General features: G+C 33.8%; 22 protein-coding genes. 14 read left to right on the top strand and 8 right to left on the bottom strand.

From position 1 onward, the window contains the following. The first annotated feature begins 585 nt into the window (after positions 1 to 585). From ACNQGN_RS00895 to ACNQGN_RS00860, 8 genes are all read left to right on the top strand, one after another. Positions 586 to 1,020, top strand: a complete 435-nt coding sequence (locus tag ACNQGN_RS00895) for a hypothetical protein (RefSeq protein ID WP_417985992.1) — start codon at positions 586 to 588, stop codon at positions 1,018 to 1,020. 173 nt (positions 1,021 to 1,193) lie between these two features. Beyond that, positions 1,194 to 2,969, top strand: coding sequence for an AMP-dependent synthetase/ligase (locus ACNQGN_RS00890; protein ID WP_417985991.1), 1,776 nt, complete (start codon positions 1,194 to 1,196; stop codon positions 2,967 to 2,969). A 24-nt stretch (positions 2,970 to 2,993) separates the two neighbouring features. Further along, a complete protein-coding gene (locus ACNQGN_RS00885; RefSeq protein WP_417985990.1) occupies positions 2,994 to 4,040 on the top strand; it encodes a proline iminopeptidase-family hydrolase in 1,047 nt (348 codons plus the stop codon). Positions 4,041 to 4,231: 191 nt separating this feature from the next. Beyond that, a complete protein-coding gene (locus tag ACNQGN_RS00880) occupies positions 4,232 to 4,618 on the top strand; it encodes a hypothetical protein (RefSeq protein WP_417985989.1) in 387 nt (128 codons plus the stop codon). 134 nt (positions 4,619 to 4,752) lie between these two features. After that, positions 4,753 to 5,220, top strand: coding sequence for a MarR family winged helix-turn-helix transcriptional regulator (locus ACNQGN_RS00875; protein ID WP_417985988.1), 468 nt, complete (start codon positions 4,753 to 4,755; stop codon positions 5,218 to 5,220). Next, complete coding sequence (locus ACNQGN_RS00870) at positions 5,204 to 7,594, top strand: 3-hydroxyacyl-CoA dehydrogenase/enoyl-CoA hydratase family protein (RefSeq protein WP_417985987.1); 2,391 nt, start codon at positions 5,204 to 5,206, stop codon at positions 7,592 to 7,594. Before ACNQGN_RS00875 ends, ACNQGN_RS00870 begins: the two co-directional genes overlap by 17 nt. Positions 7,595 to 7,686: 92 nt before the next feature. Beyond that, the gene (locus ACNQGN_RS00865) at positions 7,687 to 8,868 is read left to right on the top strand and encodes an acetyl-CoA C-acyltransferase (RefSeq protein WP_417985986.1); all 1,182 of its coding nucleotides are present in this window, start codon (positions 7,687 to 7,689) and stop codon (positions 8,866 to 8,868) included. A gap of 263 nt (positions 8,869 to 9,131) precedes the next feature. Next, positions 9,132 to 10,922, top strand: coding sequence for an acyl-CoA dehydrogenase family protein (locus tag ACNQGN_RS00860; protein ID WP_417985985.1), 1,791 nt, complete (start codon positions 9,132 to 9,134; stop codon positions 10,920 to 10,922). A 78-nt stretch (positions 10,923 to 11,000) separates the two neighbouring features. On the opposite strand, the gene ACNQGN_RS00855 is transcribed toward ACNQGN_RS00860, so the two are convergent. The 3 genes from ACNQGN_RS00855 to ACNQGN_RS00845 form a co-directional block, all read right to left on the bottom strand. Beyond that, positions 11,001 to 11,522 (bottom strand): DUF4251 domain-containing protein, encoded by a 522-nt coding sequence (locus tag ACNQGN_RS00855; protein ID WP_417985984.1) that lies wholly within the window; start codon positions 11,520 to 11,522, stop codon positions 11,001 to 11,003. Positions 11,523 to 11,612: 90 nt separating this feature from the next. Next, entirely contained in the window at positions 11,613 to 12,041 is a 429-nt protein-coding gene (locus ACNQGN_RS00850; RefSeq protein WP_417985983.1) for an META domain-containing protein, read from the bottom strand. Positions 12,042 to 12,178: 137 nt separating this feature from the next. After that, positions 12,179 to 13,096, bottom strand: coding sequence for a YihY/virulence factor BrkB family protein (locus tag ACNQGN_RS00845; protein ID WP_417985982.1), 918 nt, complete (start codon positions 13,094 to 13,096; stop codon positions 12,179 to 12,181). 335 nt (positions 13,097 to 13,431) lie between these two features. On the opposite strand from ACNQGN_RS00845, the gene ACNQGN_RS00840 reads away from it, so the two are divergent. The 3 genes from ACNQGN_RS00840 (at position 13,432) to ACNQGN_RS00830 (ending at position 15,839) form a co-directional block, all read left to right on the top strand. Further along, positions 13,432 to 13,959 (top strand): superoxide dismutase family protein, encoded by a 528-nt coding sequence (locus ACNQGN_RS00840; protein WP_417985981.1) that lies wholly within the window; start codon positions 13,432 to 13,434, stop codon positions 13,957 to 13,959. Positions 13,960 to 13,978: 19 nt separating this feature from the next. Beyond that, the gene (locus ACNQGN_RS00835) at positions 13,979 to 14,548 is read left to right on the top strand and encodes a YdeI/OmpD-associated family protein (RefSeq protein WP_417985980.1); all 570 of its coding nucleotides are present in this window, start codon (positions 13,979 to 13,981) and stop codon (positions 14,546 to 14,548) included. A gap of 88 nt (positions 14,549 to 14,636) precedes the next feature. After that, positions 14,637 to 15,839 carry an LETM1-related biofilm-associated protein gene (locus ACNQGN_RS00830; protein WP_417985979.1) on the top strand — a complete coding sequence of 401 codons (1,203 nt, stop codon included), beginning with the start codon at positions 14,637 to 14,639 and terminating at the stop codon, positions 15,837 to 15,839. A gap of 28 nt (positions 15,840 to 15,867) precedes the next feature. Here the strand turns inward: ACNQGN_RS00830 and can are convergent, their stop codons facing one another. Continuing rightward, positions 15,868 to 16,503 (bottom strand): carbonate dehydratase, encoded by a 636-nt coding sequence (gene can, locus ACNQGN_RS00825; RefSeq protein ID WP_417985978.1) that lies wholly within the window; start codon positions 16,501 to 16,503, stop codon positions 15,868 to 15,870. Positions 16,504 to 16,789: 286 nt separating this feature from the next. Here can and ACNQGN_RS00820 point away from each other — a divergent pair, with 286 nt between their 5' ends. Continuing rightward, positions 16,790 to 17,731 carry a LysR substrate-binding domain-containing protein gene (locus ACNQGN_RS00820; RefSeq protein ID WP_417985977.1) on the top strand — a complete coding sequence of 314 codons (942 nt, stop codon included), beginning with the start codon at positions 16,790 to 16,792 and terminating at the stop codon, positions 17,729 to 17,731. Between the two features lie 43 nt (positions 17,732 to 17,774). Here ACNQGN_RS00820 and ACNQGN_RS00815 read toward each other — a convergent pair whose 3' ends face one another. Beyond that, positions 17,775 to 17,972, bottom strand: coding sequence for a hypothetical protein (locus ACNQGN_RS00815; RefSeq protein ID WP_143388061.1), 198 nt, complete (start codon positions 17,970 to 17,972; stop codon positions 17,775 to 17,777). A 148-nt stretch (positions 17,973 to 18,120) separates the two neighbouring features. After that, entirely contained in the window at positions 18,121 to 18,783 is a 663-nt protein-coding gene (mnmC2, locus tag ACNQGN_RS00810; protein WP_417985976.1) for a tRNA (5-methylaminomethyl-2-thiouridine)(34)-methyltransferase MnmC2, read from the bottom strand. 306 nt (positions 18,784 to 19,089) lie between these two features. Between mnmC2 and ACNQGN_RS00805 the strand changes: the two genes are divergently transcribed. Beyond that, on the top strand, positions 19,090 to 20,157 hold the full coding sequence (locus ACNQGN_RS00805) for a branched-chain amino acid aminotransferase (RefSeq protein ID WP_417985975.1): 1,068 nt from the start codon (positions 19,090 to 19,092) through the stop codon (positions 20,155 to 20,157). 89 nt (positions 20,158 to 20,246) lie between these two features. On the opposite strand, the gene ACNQGN_RS00800 is transcribed toward ACNQGN_RS00805, so the two are convergent. Then, a complete protein-coding gene (locus tag ACNQGN_RS00800) occupies positions 20,247 to 20,636 on the bottom strand; it encodes a pyrophosphohydrolase domain-containing protein (RefSeq protein ID WP_417985974.1) in 390 nt (129 codons plus the stop codon). Positions 20,637 to 20,945: 309 nt separating this feature from the next. After that, positions 20,946 to 22,985 carry a dipeptidyl-peptidase 3 family protein gene (locus tag ACNQGN_RS00795; RefSeq protein ID WP_417985973.1) on the bottom strand — a complete coding sequence of 680 codons (2,040 nt, stop codon included), beginning with the start codon at positions 22,983 to 22,985 and terminating at the stop codon, positions 20,946 to 20,948. A 288-nt stretch (positions 22,986 to 23,273) separates the two neighbouring features. Here ACNQGN_RS00795 and ACNQGN_RS00790 point away from each other — a divergent pair, with 288 nt between their 5' ends. After that, positions 23,274 to 24,464 (top strand): SRPBCC family protein, encoded by a 1,191-nt coding sequence (locus ACNQGN_RS00790; protein WP_417985972.1) that lies wholly within the window; start codon positions 23,274 to 23,276, stop codon positions 24,462 to 24,464. Positions 24,465 to 24,474: the final 10 nt, after the last annotated feature.

Raw genomic sequence — 24,474 nt, 5'->3', positions numbered from 1 at the left:
TTTTACAAACTAATTAATGGGTATCAAACTCGTGTACCATTTCGTTGGTCATAGACGGAAGGTTGGAAAACCTCTATGTACTTGATGCCATTGTGCCAACCTATCAAATTAGCAACAATACTACTAAACAGAATTTATATATTCAAAAATAGAATATGTAAGTATATTACTTTTATACAAAAAATGCCAGCACAACGATAGCGTAGTCCATTACAAATTTACAAATTAGCTTTATGAAAAACTATCTTTTCAAGGTTAATCAATCACTATAACTTTATGTAAATCAATAAGTTTAGGAACGATCAATACCGACATTTCTTATGGAAGTTCCCAATATGATGCTGAAAATGATCCGGCGGCTTGGGCATAATAATCATTGCAACGCTGGATTTGACGAATCAGTCTCCTGATAATACAATTTCAAAAAAGGGACAGAAGGCACTACCTGTCAAATAATGTACGTGTATACAAAGGGCTAAAATGATCCAGCATGCATTGTATTGATTCCTTTTTATGCGTTATTATTTGCTAAAAAAATCCTGATTAACTAGTTTTACATATAATCTTTATATTAAATCCAAACATATGAAATATCAAAATTTACTATTTTTCATCTTATCGCTGTCTTTTATCTCTTCTTATGCCCAGGTTGAAAAAATCACTGGTAAAGATGGTATTCATTACATTACTACAAACATTGGTTATCCTATTACAGGAACCTATCTCTTTGAAGGTTTAACAGAACCTATTGTACAATTAGATCCCAATGGAAATGGTATTTTTCAGTTACATGATTTATCAAAAACAACTATAGTCTGGGGAATGGAATGTTTTGAAGACGGCACTCCAAAATACAAGAAAGGATTTAATTATGCCGTTTACTCCCTTTGGTATAAGCAAAAAGAATCAAATTCAGAAACAGGCACAAAAGAAGACTGGACAAACTCCCATTTTTCAATCCATTTTCAAAAAAAGAAAATGTTTATTTTGGGGGAAAGAAGCAAAGACTATGTCGAGTAATCTTCAAGAGTAAATCTATCCGTAAACGATATTTTAGCTTAAAATCAATCTCTTAAACAGACTTTAAAGAAAACGATTTCGTCAAATGCAATAATTCTGTCTATTTAATTTTTTAAAAATAATAAATATCATAAATTTTTAATTAATTTGCGATAAAATTCAACCTCAGAATAATGACTTCTATAACCAGACTTTTTGATTTCCCCTATTATCAGCAAGATAAATATACTTCAATTCCAGATGCTTTGACAACAAAGCAAAATGGGGTTTGGATAAAAACATCTACTCAAGAGTACATTGCAAAAGCCAATGCTATTTCAAGAGCATTATTAAAATTAGGAGTTCAAAAGGACGATAAAATTGCTATCATTTCTTCTAATAACAGAACGGAATGGAATATTATGGATATTGGCATATTGCAAACAGGTGCACAAACAGTTCCTATCTATCCCACCATTTCTGAACATGATTATGAATATATCTTAAATCATTCTGGCGCAATTTATTGTTTTGTCTCCGACGCTGAAGTACTTCGAAAAGTAAATCTAATTCGGAATAAAGTTCCTCATGTCAAAGAAGTCTATGCATTCAACGAAATTGAAGGCTGCAAAAACTGGAATGAACTGCTAGTTCTTGGCGATAACCAAAGCAATCAAAATGAAGTTGAAATTAGAAAAAACAACGTAAAAACAGAAGATTTAGCAACCATTATTTATACCTCCGGAACAACCGGAAGACCAAAAGGAGTTATGCTTTCGCACAAAAACATTGTCTCTAATGTGCTGGACAGTGCCTCAAGAATTCCCTTTGAAGCAGGAAAAAGCCGTGCCTTGAGCTTCCTCCCTATTTGTCATATTTTTGAAAGAATGATTTTGTATTTATACCAATATTATGGCGTTTCGGTATATTTTGGCGAATCAATAGATAAAATCAGTGATAATCTAAAAGAAGTAAGACCAACTGTAATTACAGCTGTACCAAGGCTTCTTGAAAAAGTATATGATAAAATTTATGCCAAAGGAACTGAATTAACCGGTATTAAAAAGAAACTGTTCTTTTGGTCCATTGATTTAGGATTAATCTATGAACCTTATGGCAAAAATGGTGCTTGGTATGAGTTCCAACTTAAAATTGCCCGCAAACTTATTTTCAGCAAATGGAAAGAAGGTCTTGGTGGAAATCTTGATCTAATGGTTTCTGGAAGTGCTGCTTTACAACCTAGATTAGCACGAATTTTCGCTGCTGCAGAAATTCCGGTAATGGAAGGCTATGGTTTGACTGAAACATCACCTGTTATTTCCGTTAATGACATGAGAAATTATGGTTTCAGAGTAGGAACTGTGGGGAAAATAATTGATAATGTCGAGGTAATAATTGCTGAAGACGGAGAAATTCTCTGCAAAGGCCCCAACGTAATGATGGGGTATTACAAAGATGAAAAACTGACCAGCGAAGTAATCATAGACGGGTATTTCCACACGGGAGATATTGGAACATTTGACCAAGACGGATTCTTGAAAATTACGGATCGTAAAAAAGAGATGTTTAAAACCTCCGGCGGCAAATATATTGCACCACAATTAATTGAAAACACCATGAAACAATCCCGTTTCATTGAGCAAATTATGGTCATTGGTGACGGACAAAAGATGCCCGCAGCATTTATACAGCCAAGCTTCGAATTTATAAAAGAATGGGCTGTTATTCACGGAATCGACATTGGAAAAAGCAATGAGGAAATAATATCTAATGAAAAGGTTATCGCACGAATTCAAGAAGAGATTGACACCTTAAATGAAAAATTTGGTAGTTGGGAAAAAATTAAACGTTTTGAACTGACTCCTGACTTATGGTCTATTGAAGGTGGACAACTTACCCCTACGCTAAAACTAAAAAGAAAAATAGTGATGGATAAATACATCGATTTATTTCATAAAATTTACGGCTAGAATTTCATAAAAGTCATCTAAAACATGAATCTAAAAATCTTAATTTGTACGATCTTAAGCATCCTATTATTTTCTAATTGCCGAGAAAAAAACGAAGACGATTCGATAAAAGCAAATTATTTAGATTTTTCAAAACGAGACGATCAGCTGACCGGTGGTATCAAAATGATTCCGATAAGAACACCCAAAGGCACCTTTAAAGTTTGGACAAAACGAGTGGGCAACAATCCCAAAATAAAAGTGTTGCTCCTTCACGGCGGTCCAGGACTTACACATGAACTGTACGAGGCATTTGACGGCTATTTCCCTAACAAAAGTATTGAATACATCTACTACGACCAATTGGGCTCGTATTACAGCGATCAGCCTAATGACAATAGTTTATGGACCAATGAACGTTTTGTCGAAGAAGTCGAGCAAGTACGTATCGCACTAGGCTTAGACAGTTCTAATTTCTATATTCTCGGGCAATCTTGGGGTGGTATCCTTGCGATGGAATATGCGTTGAAATACCAGAAGAATCTGAAAGGCCTGATTATATCTAATATGATGGCCAGCATTCCAGAATATAATGCCTACGCGAAAGAAGTTTTGGCACCTCAAATGGATCCAAAAATACTAAAGCAATTGCAGGACATTGAGCAAAACAATGATTTTGACAATCCAAAATACAGTGAATTGCTTTTCAAATATTACTACACGGAACATATTTTAAGAAAACCACTGGAAGAATGGCCGGAATCCATCAACAGATGCTTCAAACACATTAACCCAAATGTATATGTTTATATGCAGGGTCATAGTGAATTTGGAATAACAGGAAATGCCACTCTAAAAAATTGGGATGTCAAATCAAGACTAAAAACCCTGACGGTTCCTACTCTTACTATTGGTTCGAAATACGACACTATGGATCCCGAGCATATGAAATGGATTGCCAGTGAAGTTCAAAACGGACGCTTTTTATTATGTCCTAACGGAAGCCACCTTTCTCAATACGATGATCCAAAAACCTATTTCCCCGGTGTGATCCAGTTTTTGAAAGATGTGGATAATGGGGAATTTAAGTAATCCTAAAACTTTATCGTAAATTATTACAACCTCATAACTAGCTAAGAAGATTATAAAAAATCCAAAACAAAAGTACCTTCAACTGACTTGGAGCAACAAACATTTCATATTTATTTGTTTTTTAACACTTTAGATATTATATTGTTATTTTTTAATACCTTTATTGCATTAACTATTAAAATCAAAAAATTATGAATTTGAAAAACTTTTTAGTTTCAGGTATTGTAGGTGGTATCGTCGAATTTCTTTTAGGATGGTTGTTGTATGGAATTTTATTTAAAGATGCATTTCAGACAACTGGAAATGAAAACATGTTATTCATATTTTTAGGATGCATGACTTTTGGATTTTTCGTCTCCTATATCTTTATAAAATGGGCCGGGATTTCAAATTTTGTTACTGGTTTTTCGGCAGGGGCAGTTATTGGATTGTTTTTTGGCCTTTACAGTAATTTCTTTATGAATTCCATGACAAGTGACATCAATTATCAAACCATGGGGTTAGACATTGTAATCACTATTGTAATGTCGGCAGTAGTTGGTGCCACAGTTGCACTTGTTAATGGGAAATTAAAGTAAAATATAAAAACACACAAAAAACTCCTCATTTTATGGGGAGTTTTTTGGTTTAAACAAAAATTCATAAAAAATAATTGAATCTATTATGCATGCATAGTATTTTTTTATTATATTTGAAATCGATATAGTTAGATATGAAAGATAAAACAATAGATTATATTTTACGCGCAACCTGGCAGGCAGTCTCCAGAATGTATAATGAGGAAGCCTCTAAATACGGCGCAACCATGGCAACAGGATTTGCGCTGTTGAGCATGGATAAAGAGAAAGGTACACCTTCTACCGCTTTAGGTCCAAAAATGGGCATGGAAGCAACAAGTCTTACCAGAACCCTAAAATCCATGGAGGACAAAGGCTTAATCATCCGAAAGAAAAATCCTGAAGATGGTCGTGGTGTTTTGATTTACTTAACCGAATTTGGTAAAGAGAAAAGAGAATTGTCAAAAAACACTGTTTTGAAATTCAATGAAACCGTGAGAAAACATATATCTGAGGAGAAAATTCAGCATTTTATAGAAGTGGCAGAAACGATCAATGAATTAATTCAAGACAAAAATATATTTAATCAAACTGAAAAAACAGAAAATGAAACGCACAATTAAAAAAGTTGCAGTAATTGGATCCGGAATTATGGGTTCAGGCATTGCTTGCCATTTTGCCAACATTGGAGTTGAAGTTTTACTCTTGGACATCGTTCCAAGGGAACTCACCGAAGCTGAAACTAAAAAAGGTCTTACTTTAGAAAGCAAAATCGTCAGAAACCGATTGGTGAATGAGCATTTGGCCACTTCTTTGAAATCAAAACCCTCCCCTATTTACAACCAGAAATTTGCCAGCAGAATTACTACTGGAAACACTACTGATGACATGGCAAAAATTGCTGCGGTCGATTGGATTATTGAAGTTGTGGTAGAACGTTTGGACATCAAAAAAATGGTTTTTGAACAAATTGAAAAATTCAGAAAACCGGGAACTTTGGTAACTTCAAACACTTCAGGAATTCCAATCCACTTTATGAGCGAAGGAAGAAGTGACGATTTTCAAAAACATTTCTGCGGCACGCACTTTTTTAACCCAGCGCGTTATTTAAAATTATTCGAAATTATTCCAGGTCCGCAAACTGCACCGGAAGTTTTGGATTTCTTAACTGATTATGGATCAAGATTCTTAGGAAAAACTCCGGTCGTTGCCAAAGATACTCCTGCGTTCATCGGTAATCGAATTGGAATTTACGGCATTCAGAGTTTGTTTCATTTGGTAAAAGAAATGGGATTAACAATTGAAGAAGTGGATAAGTTAACGGGGCCTGTTATTGGAAGACCAAAATCGGCTACTTTCAGAACCGTTGACGTAGTTGGATTGGATACTTTGGTGCATGTCGCCAATGGAATTTACGAAAACTGTCCAACTGATGAACAACACGAATTGTTCAAATTGCCGGATTTCGTCAACAAAATGATGGAAAACAAATGGTTTGGAAGCAAAACAGGACAAGGTTTTTATAAAAAAGTAGATAAGGATATTTTGTCTTTGGATTTAGATACTTTAGAATACCGTCCCGCTAAAAGAGCCTCATTTGCTACTTTAGAACTGACAAAAACGATTGACAAACCAATTGACCGTTTCAAAGTTTTAGTTAAAGGAAAAGACAAAGCAGGAGAATTCTATAGAAAAAATTTCGCTGGAATGTTCGCCTATGTTTCGAACAGAATTCCTGAAATTTCAGATGAATTATACAAAATAGACGATGCTATGAAAGCTGGTTTTGGATGGGAAAATGGTCCGTTCGAAATTTGGGATGCCATCGGTGTTGAAAAAGGAATCGAAATTATGAAGGCCGAAGGTTTAGTACCTGCTGCATGGGTAAATGATATGTTAGCTTCTGGAATTTCCAGTTTTTATTCTGTAAAAGAAGGAGCTACTTTTTACTACGATATTCCTACAAAATCGCAAACTAAAGTTCCGGGACAGGATGCATTTATCATCTTGAACAACATTCGCGAAACCAAAAAAGTGTGGGGCAACAGCGGAGCAGTTATACAAGATTTAGGAGACGGAATTCTAAATTTAGAATTTCAATCAAAAATGAATACGATTGGTGGTGATGTTTTGGCAGCTATAAATAAAGCAATCGATTTGTCGGAAAAAGAATACCAAGGATTGGTTATTGGAAATCAAGCGGCGAATTTCTCTGTGGGAGCTAATATCGGAATGATATTCATGATGGCGGTGGAACAAGAATACGATGAGCTGAACATGGCCATCAAAATGTTCCAGGACACTATGATGCGCGTTCGTTATTCCGGAATTCCAGTTATTGTTGCACCGCACGGAATGACTTTTGGCGGTGGTTGCGAAATGAGCTTACATGCTGACAAAGTAGTTGCTGCGGCAGAGACTTATATGGGATTAGTAGAATTTGGTGTTGGAGTAATTCCTGGCGGTGGCGGATCGAAAGAAATGGCATTGCGTGCCTCCGATTTATTCCATAAAAATGATGTGGAGTTAAATCTATTGCAAGAATATTTCTTAACTATTGCTATGGCCAAAGTATCTACTTCGGGCTACGAAGCTTTTGATACTGGTCTTTTACAACACGGGAAAGATAGTATTGTGGTCAACAAAGACCGTCAGATTGCCGAAGCAAAGAAACACGCTTTATTGATGGCAGAGGCGGGTTACACACAACCTATTCGTAGAACGGATGTAAAAGTTCTGGGTAAACAAGCCTTAGGAATGTTTCTTGTTGGTACAGACCAGATGCAAGCCGGAAAATACATCTCTGAACACGATAAGAAAATCGCTAACAAACTGGCTTATGTAATGGCTGGCGGTGATCTGTCAGAACCAACATTAGTAACGGAACAGTATCTATTGGATTTGGAACGTGAAGCGTTCTTGTCTCTTTGTACCGAAAGAAAAACATTGGAAAGAATTCAGTTTATGCTAACCAAAGGGAAACCGTTACGTAATTAATTATTTTAAATTATAAATGTTGAATTTTAATATTTCCGAAATATTCAAGTCAACTCCTAATTTAAAATTTATAATTCAAAATTTAAAACAATATGAAAACAGCCTATATAGTTAAAGCATACAGAACAGCCGTGGGGAAAGCTCCAAAAGGTTTGTTTAGATTTAAACGTCCTGATGAGCTGGCAGCAGAAACGATTCAGTTTATGATGAATGAGTTGCCTGATTTCGATAAAAAACGTATTGACGACGTAATGGTGGGCAATGCTATGCCGGAAGCAGAACAAGGATTAAACGTGGGACGATTAATCTCGTTGATGGGATTAAAAATCGAAGACGTTCCTGGTGTAACCGTAAACAGATACTGTGCCTCAGGATTAGAAACAATCGGGATGGCTACAGCCAAAATTCAATCAGGAATGGCAGATTGTATTATTGCCGGTGGTGCCGAGAGCATGAGTTTTATTCCAATGGGAGGCTACAAACCAACTCCGGATTATGCTGTTGCAAAAGCAGGGAATGAAGATTACTACTGGGGAATGGGACTAACTGCAGAAGCAGTTGCAAAACAATATAATGTTTCCAGAGCAGACCAAGATGAGTTTGCTTATAACTCTCACACTAAAGCCTTGAAAGCACAAGCTGAAGGTAGATTTGACAAACAAATTGTTCCCATTACTATTGAACAAACGTTTATCAATGAAAACGGCAAAAAGGAAACCAAATCCTATATCGTCAACAAAGATGAAGGTCCAAGAGCAGGAACTTCTATAGAAGCATTGGCCGGTTTAAAACCTGTTTTTGCAGCAGATGGAAGCGTGACTGCTGGCAATTCATCACAAATGAGTGATGGAGCAGCTTTTGTATTAATTATGAGCGAAGAAATGGTAAAAGAACTAAACCTTACTCCGATTGCTCGCTTGGTAAACTTTGCTTCTGCAGGAGTTGAACCACGAATCATGGGAATTGGACCTGTAAAAGCCATCCCAAAAGCGTTGAAACAGGCCGGATTACAATTGAAAGATATTGATTTAATTGAGTTAAATGAAGCATTTGCATCGCAATCATTAGCTGTTATTCGTGAATTAGGTTTAAATCCTGACATCGTAAACGTCAATGGTGGAGCGATTGCATTAGGTCATCCGCTGGGTTGTACAGGCGCCAAATTATCGGTTCAATTATTTGACGAAATGAGACATAGGGGAAGCAAATATGGAATTGTGAGTATGTGTGTAGGTACCGGGCAAGGGAGTGCAGGGATTTATGAACTGCTTTAATTTATCCACGGTAAAAAACTGCATTCTTTATTTCAAAACAAATAGTACGATTCGTACCAAGTAATGTAGCTGAAGAAGCTGCGGAATAAAATATTTGGTTACTATTATTAGAAAAATCTAACCTAATCTCAGTTTCAAAGGCTAATTCTCCTACTGAAGCATATTTTGAAGGCAACAACCAAAATAATAAACTTCTCAGAAAAGGTTAAACAATTTACATCAAGCATTTAAAATTTATAATTTAAAATTTAATAAATTAAGTCATGAGCGACAAAACAAGAGGAGGTCAATTCCTAGTTAAAGAAACAAAGTGCGAAGATATTTTTACTCCGGAAGATTTTTCGGAAGAGCAATTAATGATGCGTGACTCTGTAAGAGAGTTTGTAGATAAAGAACTATGGGCAAATAAGGATCGTTTTGAGAAAAAAGATTATGCTTACACGCAAGAGTGCATGAAAAAAGCAGGGGATTTGGGACTTTTAGGGGTTGCTGTTCCTGAAGCTTATGGCGGATTAGGAATGGGATTTGTTTCTACTATGTTAGTGTGTGACTATATTTCGGGAGCTACCGGTTCATTTTCTACCGCTTTTGGAGCACATACAGGCATTGGAACAATGCCAATCACTTTGTATGGAACAGAAGAACAAAAACAAAAATACGTTCCTAAATTAGCTTCTGGCGAATGGTTTGGAGCCTACTGTCTGACGGAACCAGGCGCAGGATCTGATGCTAACTCTGGAAAAACTAAAGCCGTTTTATCTGAAGATGGAACGCATTACAAAATTACGGGACAAAAAATGTGGATTTCAAATGCAGGATTTTGTTCTTTATTCATCATTTTTGCACGTATTGGTGATGATAAAAACATTACTGGTTTCATCCTTGAAAATACCGATGATAACGGAATTTCGATGGGAGAAGAAGAGCATAAACTAGGAATTCGTGCTTCTTCAACACGTCAGGTCTTCTTCAGTGAAACTAAAGTTCCAGTAGAGAACATGTTATCCGAAAGAGGAAATGGTTTCAAAATCGCAATGAATGCTTTGAACGTAGGGCGTATCAAACTAGCAGCAGCTTGCCTTGATGCTCAAAGAAGAGTAATTTCAGGTTCTATAAAATATGCAAACGAAAGAATTCAGTTCAACACTGCAATTTCTCAATTCGGTGCCATCCGATATAAATTAGCCGAAATGGCAACGAGTTGTTATGCAGGAGAAAGTGGTTCATACCGCGCAGCAAAAGACATTGAAGACCGAATTATGGCTCGTGAGGCTGAAGGTGCTACGCATCAGGAAGCGGAGTTGAAGGGTGTTGAAGAATATGCAATTGAATGTTCTATCCTAAAAGTAGCTGTCTCTGAGGACATTCAAAACTGTGCCGATGAAGGTATCCAAATCTTTGGCGGAATGGGATTCTCTGAAGATACTCCGATGGAGAGTGCATGGAGAGATGCGAGAATTGCGCGTATTTATGAAGGAACTAATGAAATTAACAGAATGCTTTCGGTAGGGATGTTAATCAAAAAAGCAATGAAGGGTCATGTTGATTTACTTGGACCTGCATCAAAAGTACAGGAAGAATTAATGGGAATTCCTTCTTTTGACACACCCGACTATTCTGAATTATTTACAGAAGAAAAAGAAATGATCAGCAAATTGAAAAAAGCATTTTTGATGGTTGCCGGCGGAGCTGTTCAAAAATACGGCCCAGATTTAGATGCTCACCAACAGCTATTGATGGCGGCTTCTGATATTCTGATCGAAATTTACATGGCGGAAAGCACTATTCTCAGAACTGAAAAATTAGCTAAAAAAGAAGGAGAAGCCAAAGTACAAGAGCAGATTGCCATGGCAAAATTATACTTATACAAAGCGGTCGATATTGTAACTCAAAAAGGCAAAGAAAGTGTAATCTCTTTTGCTGAAGGCGATGAACAACGCATGATGCTCATGGGCTTACGCCGTTTTACAAAATACACCAACATGCCAAATATTGTAGGATTGAGAGAAATTATCACTTCAAAATTAGTAGCTGAAAATGAATATTGTTTCTAATTCAAAGAAAGTTTTTAGTTGAATTAAAACTGCCTTGTTCAAAAAAACAAGGCAGTTTTTTTTGCTTTTAATAAAAAACTACTTGACCTCTTTTTTCTCTATTGGTCTTATCTCTCCATTATAAGAAATGGAGCTTCGATTATTAGAGTTAATGGTAAGTGTTGCACTACCTTCAAAAAAAACAGAAAGAAACAGTGTATATACATCCGTATCGCCTTTAACAACTGTTTTTATCTGATAGTTCTTTTTGCCTTTTTTAACAGTAAATTCTTTTGGGTTACCTTCAAATTTTAGCCCTACATCCCCGCTATAAGCAACACCGCTGTAACCTCGTCCAAAAAAAGGCATTTCACTCGTAATTTTGTCTGGCGTGAATTCCACATAATTAGAATTAGTTGTCAAATCTATAGTTCTAAACCCTTGCGGCAAAGCTGTCCTACCTATAAAAACAAACTCTTTAGAATCAACCAAAGATGCTGTCTTTTTTTCTTTTTCAATTTTGCGTTCCGCTCTTAACTGTCTTTTACTCTTCTCCTGAGCATAACCTGATGATACAATAAGTGAAAGAAACAGTACTAAAAATAACATTTTCGTTTTCATGGTATCCCTTTTTAATATTCAGCTACAACTATTAATAATTAGCAGCAAAATTAATACACAACCTAAAAATTTTATATAAAAAACTTGAATTTATTTTTTATCAAAACGCATCATTTCTATAGCACCCATGCTGAAATGCAGTGTTTTTCCATCTTCTGAAACAGAATAAGAATCTATTTTTTGAAGTGTTGACATATAAATATTTTCACCTTCTCCCGGGCAAAACATTTTGGTTACCGCCATTGGATCTTTGAAACTGATTGTATTTCCATTAGCATTCAATTTTCCGGAATAACGGTTGCAACTGTTATTACCTGACACGCTATTCTCTTTCAAATTGAAATTGATGGTCGGCTTATTGTTCGGATATAATCCTTCAAAAGCTATTCTTGGTCCTGTAATGTAATTTAACTCCCAAACCCCTTCTAGCGATGCTGTTCCACTAGTTGCTGTTTTTACTGAATTACAAGAAATAAAGGACAGACCTACAATAGTTAGCGCCCAAAATATTTTTTTCATATGATCTGTTTTTAATTATAATACTTTAAAAGTAGAACAAAAATATTGCCAGTATTCCTGTTTAAAAAAAAACAACAAAAATAAAGACTTTTAAAATCATTTCCTGAATTCCCAAAATCTGAAAAACTAAAAATAATTTATTTCTTTTTAAGCTCTGTTACCTCTACCTTAATTCCAACAGCATAAGCATTTGGAATAATTTTATTCCCATGTGCATTGGCATATACTTTAGTGAATTCCGCACCAAAATACAAGATTATAGCCGAATAGTATACCCAAATCAAAATAATGATAATTGAACCCGCAGCACCATAAACTGTTGCAACTGTAGAACTTCCTAAATAAAAACCAATGGCAAATTTACCAAACATGAAGAAAAATGACGTAAAACTGGCTCCTATTAAAGTATCTTTCCAGTCAATGTCCCCATCAGGTAAGGTTTTAAAAATAATCGAAAACAACATTGTCGTAGTTGCAAACAAAATTAATGTATTGAAAATATATAATAAATAAAACGTCGTGTCGGGAAAATAAATAAGCAATCTTGTATTTACAACGTCCATCACTGTATTTACCATCAAACTCACCATCAATAAAAAACCAACTGAAGCAATCATTGAAAAAGACATAAGTCTGTTTTTAAGAAATTTCACAATCCCTTTGTTGGGTTTTGCTTTTAAACCCCAAATAAAATTGATTGAACTTTGTATTTCAGCAAATACTCCCGAAGCACCTATTAGTAACATAATCCCTCCAAATATCGTTGCAAACGTAACGCTATCGGACAATTCAATATTTTTAACGGTTTCCTGAATTTGAATGGCAGCTTCATTACCGACCATTCCATTAATTTGACCGAAGAATCTTCCGGTAACCGCTTCTCTTCCAAAGAAAAAACTAAAAATTGACAAAATAATAATTAACAGTGGAGGCAGTGAAAAAATAGTGTAATAGGACAATGAGGCACTTAATTTTATGGCATTATCATCCTCAAATTCCTGATACGTTCGTTTTAACAGACCCCAACTTGTCTTGGCTAATTCTTTATGCTTCATTTCAAAGTTATTTTAATTTATTCTAAAAAGAAAAAATTTAGGTATTCCGATTCTCATTTGTTTATCCCAAAAATTAAAGTCACATAGTATGACTATCCCAAATAGTCATGCTTTCAAAATTACGAAGATAATGTGTACCAATTTGAAATGAATTTTACATAATTCCTTTATAAAATTAAAGTAAAAGCAAAATAAACAGTGTTACACCGAAGAAACAATAGCAGCAAAATCAAATACTTAAATTAAAATTACACGCGGTGTTCCCCGAAAAACAAGATCTTTCTTTCAATACAAATTATATTTCATTAACTTTATAAAAAATTAAACCATTACTAATGAAAAAAATATTCCTATCCCTTGCGCTAATTATTACTGTAATCATTGGTTGTAAAACAAGCAGCGATTCAAGTGATTCAAAAAAATTAAACATCGTTTTCGAATCAAAAAGCAACAGTAAAGTTACAGGCACAGCAACATTTGTTGAAAAAAATGGTACAGTAACTTTTGTTGCTAAATTAGCCGGATTAACTCCAGGTGTTCATGCAATACATATTCACGAGAAGTCAGATTGTACAGCTGCTGACGGAAGTTCTGCAGGAGGACATTGGAATCCAACTTTCAAAAAACACGGAAAATTAGGAGAAGGCGAAGCGCATAAGGGTGATATCGGTAATTTTACTGCTGATGAAAAAGGAAATGGAACTATTACTTTCACCACTACGGAATGGGCCATTGGTTCGGAAGATCAAACTAAAAACATTCTGGGCAAAGGGCTAATCGTTCATCAGGGAGCTGATGATTATGTTTCACAACCTGCCGGTAATGCCGGAGCCAGAGTAGCCTGTTCTGCTATAATTAACTAGTTTTTTTAAAAGATTTTGATTGGAAGATAAAGAGCATCTCTATTTTAAAAACGCAAAGGAGTGGCGAGATTGGCTGAACCAAAATCATCAGTCTTCAAAAGGCGTATATCTAATTTTTTACAAAGTCAGTAGTGAATTTGAAAGTATGCGATGGGAAGAAGCCGTTCAAGTTGCTATTTGCTTCGGTTGGATTGATTCAACAGTAAGAAAAATGGACGAAGAGCGTCGGAAACAAGTTTTTTCTCCAAGAAAAGACAAAAGCGTCTGGAGCAAACTAAATAAAACGCATATCGAAAAACTCATTATAGAAAATCAAATGCATGAAAGTGGATTAGCAAAAATTGAAATTGCTAAAAAAAATGGCAGCTGGACTTCATTAGATGCAGTAGAGAATTTGATTATGCCATTAGATCTGGAAATGGCTTTTAGCAAAAATAGCTTCGCCCTCGAAAACTATAAAAATTTTAGTCCTTTCTATAGAAAAAGTTATCTCTATTGGCTTAATCAGGCTAAAAGAGCCGAAACAAGAAACAATAGGATAACCGAAATCATAAAACTTTGTACTCAAAATAAAAAAAATAGAGATTAGTTTTTTGCAATAAATAATTAAAACTTAACCTAAACTTTTCCAAGCAACCATAAAAAAAAACATAGCTTTGTAGCTTCAAATTAAAGCAATGATTAACCCTTCAGCATCAGGTTGGATAGATAAATTTTTTTTAGAACAAAAATTTTCTAAGGAAACTGTTTCTAAAACTACAGATTCATTTTATCATAAGGTCAGAAATACCGGTTTTATATATGGCCATATAATTACATTTGAAACAGTAAACACAATTAATACCAAAGGATGGTTTAAGGAAGAGATTTCTAAAGTCGCATTATTAAACACATTATACGATGTTTTTTGTCTGACCAACGAAGAAATTATTCCAGAAAATTTCATTAAGCAGGTTGTTACTTTTTACAATCAAATGAATCCTCAGGGATTTAATTTATTTAAAAAAATAATGCCTAAACATTCTCTTTCCCTAACGCTGGAAAAAATAATTGATGAACGAGTCCAAACTAACGATACTGTCATCAGTAAAAGTTTCTCCCATCTTGTAACGAATGCTTTATTATTTATAGATATACTCGCTTTTCATCAATACTTACTACATGGAGCAATTCCTGAAAAATATCTAAAAAAGATTGAAGAAACGGTAGTTAATATCGTAACACTTGCCCTAAAAATCAAGTCCAATAAATCGCAATATGACGATCTGTTGATTAAACTTTTTGAAGCTTCCATACGCTACAGTAAATTTTCCAAAGTTTCTGTTCAAAGTCTAGAGACACTTCAACTGGATTACTTTACAAATGAACTTGAAAAATTTTATTTGATAGATATTGCCGGAATGGCACTTTGGAGTGATGGTGAAATCGAAAATGATGAAGCCTACTTTTTACATTCATTAGCAGAAATTCTATCAGTTTCAGATGATTTTGTAGATCGGAGTATAAACTGCACCAACGAATTTATTACTAAACATAAAAAAGAGATTCCTTATTTTAATTATTCAAATCCTGTCAAACACTTTTACGACCAAACCACACAAAGTGTGGTTACGTTGATAAGCCGTAATAAAAACAGATTAATTAAGGAAATTGTTCAAAGCAAAGAATTAATGGTTTTATTGGCCTATTCCACTCGCAGGGATTTGGACGAAAAAGAAAAGAAAAAAGTAAAAAAACAGTTGTTGGAGATTTGCAAAACGATTCCTTCGCTGACGATATTTTTACTTCCGGGCGGTAGCTTGCTATTGCCTATTTTGATTAAATTTATCCCAACACTTTTACCGTCGGCTTTTAATGAAAACCTCGACGAAAGTGAATAAAAAAATCGCTCTAAAAGCGATTTTTTTTTTAAAATCTTAATTTATATACATCATCCAAATCTTTATTGGAACTGATATTGACATCTAAATCAGTTACAAATCCAGAATTCAATCCGTACGCCCAACCATGTAATGTTAATTCCTGTCCATTTTTCCAAGCTGCTTGCACAATGGAAGTTTTAGACAAATCAAATACTTGTTCCTTCACATTAATTTCTACAAAAGCATTGAATCGTTCATTTTCATCAAGAATTGAATCCAAATATTCGTTATGGAGACGATAAATATCTTTTATATGACGAATCCAGTTGTCAATAATTCCAATAGATTCATTTCCCATAGCAGCTTTAATACCGCCACAACCATAGTGTCCACAAACAAGCACGTGTTTTACTTTCAAAACATTTACAGCATAATCCAGAACGCTTAACATATTCATATCGGTATGGATCACCATATTGGCAATATTTCTATGAACAAAAACTTCTCCTGGTTTTGCACCAACAATTTCATTGGCCGGAACTCTACTGTCCGAACAGCCTATCCACAATAATGGTGGTGTTTGTCCTTTAGCCAAATCCTGAAAATAATTCGGATCTATTGCTAAAGAAGCTTCGACCCATTTTTTATTATTTTCTAATATTTTTTTATAAAAATCGCTCATAAGAAATACTGTCTTTGTTGAATCAAATGTAAAATAAAAGTAATCGTTTTATTTGCCTAAAAAAAATCATTTTCCATTTTTCACATTATTTCACATTCGTTTTAATATTGTTATAATTCTCCTCCCAAAAGTACATTGCAATTAATTCAGATTCTTTAACAGCTAATTCGAGAACCTCTATTTTCAGTATTACTTACTTTTTTTAAATTTAGTATCACTTTTAACCCAAAACACTATAGTAAAAAATTATAGTTTCACTAAATTTGCATCAGAAATTACTATAAACATGACAATCACTCAATTAAAATATGTCTTGGCTGTGGCCGAACATAAAAATTTCACTCTTGCTGCCGAAAAATGTTTTGTAACACAACCAACTTTGAGCATGCAAATTCAAAAAATAGAGGAAGAATTAAGCATTCAAATATTTGACCGAACAAAAAAACCAATTCAGCTTACAGACATTGGACAAAAAATTGTCAATCAAGCTAAAAACATTGTTAATGAAGCTGATCGAATTCAGGATATCGTGGAACAACAAAAAGGTTTTATTGGCGGGGAATTCAGACTAGGAATAATTCCCACTATTATGCCAACATTACTACCAATGTTTTTGAGCAATTTTATAAAAAAATATCCTAAAGTAAAGCTCATAATTGAAGAGTTAAATACTGGAGAGATTATTACAAAACTCAATAACGGGCATCTCGATGCTGCCATTGCTGCAACACCTTTGATGGAAGAAAAAATTAAAGAAATTGTTTTGTACTTTGAACCTTTTGTAGCTTATATCCCTGAGAGTCATCATAATTTTCAAAAAGAAGAAATAGAAGTCTCTGATTTAAACTTAGACGAGATTCTACTATTACAGGACGGACATTGTTTCCGTGATGGAATTTTGAATTTATGTAAAAATACCGGTAAAAATGAAATCAATCGTTTTCAAATAGAAAGCGGAAGTTTTGAAACTCTAATAAAATTAGCAGATGAAGGTTTAGGAACGACATTATTACCTTATTTGCATACCTTAGATTTGAAAGAATCTGACAAAATAAAGTTGCGCCATTTTAAGGAACCAAAGCCTGCACGGGAAGTCAGCTTGATTTTCCCAAAAAGCGAATTAAAGATTCAGATAATTGATGCACTTAGAACCACAATTGCAGGTGTAATAAAAGGAGCAATCGTTTTTCAAAATGTCCAAATTATAAGTCCTCTTCAAAAAAAATAAAGCACATGCATAAAAAAAGGAACCAATTTTAGGTTCCTTTTTTTTATGAATTTACGATAAGCAAACATTGTTTTAATTCTGGTTTTCCAATCGTGAAATTTAGTAACCATTCTCGCAACTGCTCCATCTCGTATGGTAATAATGTTTTGATGGCTTTTTCTAATTCTTTGCAAAAAAGCATCGGATCGAAACTTACTCTTTCCAATACTGATTTTGTGTAATCAAACATAATTTTCGACATAATAAATTAAGATTTGGGTTATCACTTATTATAAAGTGTTGTAAAAATACATTTTTTTAACACACAACATTACTAATTAACGTTCTTTTTTGTTTTTTATTTTAGCCCCAAATAAAGTCAATTGTCAAGCAAAAATATCCATGTTTTATTATTCTTTTCTGGCACGAAACATTTCTCTTTTCCCAGGAGGCCCTTCTAGTTTTTCAACTGTAAAACCTACTTCTATCATGCTTCTTTTTACCACACCACGTGCCGCATAAGTAACCAAAACTCCCTTTGGTTTAAGGCTATTATACATTTTCTCAAAAATTTTAGTACTCCATAACTCGGGCTGAACCCTATATCCAAAGGCATCAAAATAGATTAAATCAAATTTTTCTAAATCATCTATTTCCTCAAAAAACTGTTTCCTTTTTGTCAATGCAAATTCATTGCTCAAAACAAGCTGCTCTCCCCAATTACTCTCATGCATTTTTTTAAACACGGCATCTTCACTTCCAGCATTCAGTTCCTCAACATAATTCATCAATAAAACCTCCTCGGATGATATTGGATAAGCCTCTACCCCAACATAATCGATCGACTGATTCATTTTACGTGCTTCCAGAAAAGTGATAAATGCATTTAAGCCTGTTCCAAAACCAATTTCTAAAATGGAAACCTGGCTATTCTCAAATAAAGACAAACCATTTTTAATAAAAACATGTTGCGCTTCTTGAATTGCTCCGTGTTTAGAATGATAACATTCATCCCATTCTTGTAAATGAATGGTTGTTGAACCGTCGAGCGTTTGGATTATTTCTCTTTTCAAAATTATAAATTGAGGTTGTTCTTGTTTTATAGGTAAATAAGATGCTCAAATTTAATCAAAACCAAAACGTATTAGTCCAAAAAAATCTATATTTTTTAGATATTTCATATAATTTGACTATAAATATTTAGATTTTTTAAAAAATAAATAAATCACACTTAAATGCTATAATTAATGGCATTTTGATAAGTATTTCGATGATTTTTATTTAATTTTGCAAACATTAAAGTACCTTTTTTAAAATCAAAGGTTTTAATGCTCAAGCATATCACTTATAAAAAATAAAAATAAATAATATCCTTTATTATGAGTACAACTCAAACTAGCAAAATTGAAATAATTAAAGCACCTTCTTCAAAAATAAATGAAGTAGATTTTGGAAACTTAAGCTTTGGTTCTGTTTTTACAGATCATTTATTCGAGTGTGATTTTAAAAATGGTGAATGGCAAAAACCGGTCATTAAGCCTTATGCTCCTTTTTTGTTAGATCCATCTACAAGAGTTTTTCACTATGGCCAGGCTATTTTTGAAGGTATGAAAGCATACAAAGATGATAATAATGATATTTGGCTTTTTAGACCTGATGAAAACTACAAACGATTTAATAAATCTGCTGTAAGGATGGCTATGCCGGAAGTTCCTGAAGATGTATTTATGAATGGTCTAAATCAATTGTTACAATTAGATGAAGCTTGGATAAAAAAAGGAAAAGGAAACGCCATGTATATCAGACCGTTTATGATTGCTACGGGTACCGGAGTGATCGCAAATCCGTCAGATGAATATAAATTCATGATTATTTTATCGCCTGTAACATCCTATTATTCTGGTGATGTTAAAGTACTTATTGCTGAACATTTTAGTAGAGCTGCAAATGGAGGAATAGGAGCTGCAAAAGCTGCCGGAAATTATGCTGCTCAATTTTATCCTACCGACTTAGCTAATAAAGAAGGATTTCAACAAGTAATTTGGACTGATGATGCAACGCATACCAAACTTGAAGAAGCAGGTACAATGAATGTGTTTTTTAGAATTAACAATACTTTGCTAACTGCTCCTGTAAGCGAAAGAATTCTTGATGGTGTAACCCGAAAAACGTTAATTGATTTAGCAAAAAGTGAAGGCATAAATGTAGAAATTCGTCCCGTTTTAGTTTCAGAACTTGTTGAAGCTTCCGAAAACGGAACTTTAAAGGAAATATTTGGAGCTGGAACCGCTGCAGTGGTAAGCCCAATTTCTGGATTCTCTTATAAAGATGTCTATCATGACTTACCAAAAATTGAAGACTCTATAGCATTACAATTAAAAGACAAACTGACCAATATTCAAAATAAATTGGAAGAAGATACTTTTGGCTGGACTGTTAAAGTATAAATTTCCTGATTTTAGATTTATAAAAAAAGCGATTTTCATTATGAAAATCGCTTTTTTTATACCTTATTCGAATTCCAATTAAACACTATCTACCTATTATCCAGTATTTTAGAAAAATCAGGTTTAAAATAATTAGGCCCCTTCATTACTTTTCCATCTTCTCGGTAAATAGGTTTTCCATCTTCGTCCAACTTACTCATATTACTGCGTTGAATTTCATCAAAAACTTCTTCTATTTTATGTTGCAAGCCATGTTCAATAATAGTTCCACACAGAATATACATCATATCTCCTAACGCGTCCGCAATTTCTACTATGTCATTATTTTGAACGGCTTCCAGATATTCTTCGTTTTCCTCTTTCATCAGGTTGTATCGAAGAATGTACTTACTTTCCCCTAAATTAGCAGTAGGAATTTCATTATGACCTATTTTAAATGCTGTATGAAATTCCTTAACTGAGTTTATTTGTTTTTGCATATTTATATTTTATTAAATGAAAAGGCAAATTAGTAACTATTTCTAAACAATTAACTAAATTTGCCTGAAAAAATTTAAACTATGTTTAGTCAAGGACAATTAGTGTTTGCAGGCTGTTTTTTTGTTGCTTTTGTTATTGCAGCAATTTATGCCTACCGAAAAGATATCAGAATACATAAAGAGTTTTACAAGGGTAACTACAAGATCTTAGTAGGTTTCTTAATTTTTATTGGAATACTATTTATGATAAAAATATTTTTCAAACGTTAAATTTTTTATTTTTATTTAAATTATACTTCTAGTTTTCGATTAGTTTTCTGATGGCAAAAACCCAAAGGTTTTAGAATACTTCAACATTTGTTCCGCAAATGTTTTTGGCTGTTGTACTTCTATCGAAATAATTCTACCATTTTTATCTAATTTTGGAATCAATACTGGATTTACAAAACCACTATAAGGGGCAGAAGCAAATTGTTTGTTACGCTCCAAAACTTCAGCATGCAATTTCTGATCTACTTTTACACCATAATTTTCCACTAATGCTTTCCCTGCGTTATAATCACCTTCTGATTTGATTCGTTGCACTTCTCTTAACAATTGCCCAAATAAATCATGTAGCTTTTGATAATCCGTAATATTGAAATACGTTTTTCCTTTGCGGGTGATTTTCTCAATAACATTGTCATTTTTTCCTTTCTCAAAAACCCAGGCACTTACCCACTGGCGATTTCTCATGTGTGATTCTTCAATATTAGAACCTAATTCTAATCGTACTAATTGCATCATTAATCCATTTCTGATATAATTATTATAAGAATCCATCCCTAGTTTTTTCCAATCATCGACTAATCCTAATTCTTGCAATTTGGGGCTGTACAAATAATATAATGCCACTAGATCCGCTCTTCCTTCTTCAAGTGTTGAGGCATAACTTTTCAAGGATTCTTTTGGAGTTCCGACACCTGGATTTATTTGCCCTGAGGCATGACCAACTACTTCATGTAAAGAAGTATGCATCTTACCTCCTATTTCTCCATATTTTTTTGCCAACACAATTTCTTCTTCATCATTTGCAAACTCCTCTAACTTTCCTTTTCCGGCAGCTTCAGCGTATGAATCGATAATATTACTTAAAGAAACGGACTTGGAACCATGCTCCGCGCGAATCCAATCTGCGTTAGGAAGATTAACTCCAATAGGTGTGCTTGGCGAAGCATCACCGGATTCTCCTGCTACAATAACCGTTTTATAAGAAACCCCAACTACATTTTTCTTTTTATGTTCTGGTAGTAATGGAGAATTATCTTCAAACCATTGTGCATTTTTAGAGACTACTTCCATCTTTGCCGACATGTCAAAATCTTTTATCTGAACGATTCCTTCATAAGAACCTCTGTATCCTAACGGATCATTGTAAACTTCGATAAAACCATTGATATAGTCTATATTTCCCTCAGTTGCATGCACCCAGGCAATGTTATAGTCATCCCAGGTTTTCAGGCTACCTGTTTTGTAATAACTGATTAGCAATCCTAAAGCATCTGCTTGTTTTTTATTCTCGGCAACAATTTTGGCTTTTTCTAACCAATAAATAATTTTATCAATAGCCGCTCCATACATACCACCACTTTTCCAAACTTTTTCTACTAATTGTCCCTTTGCGTTGCGAACTAATTTAGAATTCAAACCATAAGAATATGGCTTTTTAGGATCTGGACTTTTTTTCTTAGCATAGAAATCTTCCGTTTCTTTTAATGAAATTCCTTTTCCGTAAAAGTTAATTGCTGAGCCTTCCAATAAACCTTTCGATTCATCAAGATTAACTTTTTTTACATCAATATCATTAAAGATGACAGCTGCAATAGTTGGTGACAAAACTGTTTTAGTCGCTTTCATCAACCCATCGAAATATGCTGCAGAAAAACCTGGCTTAATTTTATCACTGGAATAATGATGGTGTATTCCATTTGAAAACCATACCCTTTTAAGATAAATTTCAAAATTTTTCCAGTCTTCGGAGGTTTTATCCCCTTTATAATTTTTGTAAATGTTCTCTAAGGCTTTTCTGATTTTTAGATTGTATTTATAATTTTGGTCCCACATTATATCACGACCCGACGTTCCGGCCTGTGTCAAATAATACACTAATCTTTGCTCTTTTAGAGTAAGATTTTCCCAACCTGGAATTTGATAACGCAACACTTTAATATCTGCAAATTGCTCCACAACATAATTAAAAAAAGAGTCCTTTTCTGTTATTTTCACTTCAACGTTTTTTGTTTTTTGTGCACTACAAATAACAGAAACAGTAAGGGTAATAAAAACACTTAAAATTTTAATTGATTTCATTATTAATTATATTTAGGGGTTAAATAAACTATTATTCAACAAATATACATATTCTTTAAATAAATAATAAAACCACCTTCCAATTATCGTTGTTACGATCCAATTTAAATACCAATTGTATTTTCTATCCAATATTTTTTTGAATTCAGAGTTTATAAATTAAGAATTAAGTTTCAAAAAACGATACACATGGCAGTGAACTAAAAGAACCTCTTTTATAATTTTTTGCTACTTACTCAACTATATTAATAAAATTTTTAACTTTACAAGTTAAAACAGCCTATTACCATGAGGATTTTAAAATATCTATTTCTTTTACTTTTACTTAGCTTAGTTGCACTGTCCATTTTTATTGCAACACAAAAAGGAGATTTTACTGTTGAAAGAAGCAAAGTCATTAATTCCCCAAAATCGGCAGTGTTTAATTTTGTGAACGATTTTAAAAACTGGGAAGACTTTGGTTCATGGGCCATAGAAGATCCTGAGATAAAAATAACGTATCCTCAAAATACTATTGGAAAAGGTGCATCCTATTCCTGGGAAGGAACAAGTGGTAGTGGTAAAATCAAAACAATTTTTGTAAAAGAAAATGACAGTATTTCTCAAAAAATGAATTCTGACGGCACAATTTCCGATGTCTTCTGGAGCTTCAAAGATACAGTCGGAGGAACTAAAGTGACGTGGAGAACAAAAGGAAAAATGAGCTTTCTTTTCAAAATTTATTCAGCTTTCAATGGTGGTGTTGAAAAAATTATAGGTGGCTTATACGAAAAAAGCTTAGCCAACTTAGACAAAACCCTTGATTATGAAATAAATACTTATTCAGTAAAAGTGGAAGGTTTAGTAAAAAAGCCAGAAATCTTTTATTTGCATCAAACTTTTACCAGCAAAATTTCAAGTATTATTAAAAATTATAAAATCGTTTCCCCAAAAATAATACTGTTCTGTGAAAAAAATAATATTCCAATCACAGGGAAATCATTTATTCTATACCATACCTATGACTCGGCAAAAGGACTTGCCAAAATATCTATATGTGTACCAATTAAAAATCAAATTTTCACAAGCGAAGGAAGTGATCTTTATTCTGCAAAATTAGAAGCATTCGAAGCGGTAAAAACTGTTTTAATCGGTGATTATTCCCACAGACAAAAAGCTTTGGACAAAACATCCAAGTATCTTAATGCCAATCGATTAGCTCCTGACCCCGCAATTTCACATCTCGAAATTTATGCAAAAGGCAAAACTGAAATAAAAAACCCATCGAAATGGGTTACTGAAATTTATTCTCCTATAAAACCAAAAGTCGAAGCTGTTAAATATTACAAACCAGCCGCTATTAAAACCGAAGAAGTAGCACCAACAGAACCAGTTGTAAAAACTAATGAAGCTATAAAAACGGAACCAATTGAAAAACCTAAACAGCTTATAAAAAAATCAACTGCTCCAAAAAAGGAAGAAGAAGAATCTGAATTTTAATTTTTTTTCA

Origin of the sequence: Flavobacterium rhamnosi, from assembly GCF_048286515.1 — a bacterium.
Taxonomy (GTDB): Bacteria; Bacteroidota; Bacteroidia; order Flavobacteriales; family Flavobacteriaceae; genus Flavobacterium.
Note: the sequence above shows the minus strand (reverse complement) of the source record. Positions and strands in the feature narration are given on the sequence as shown.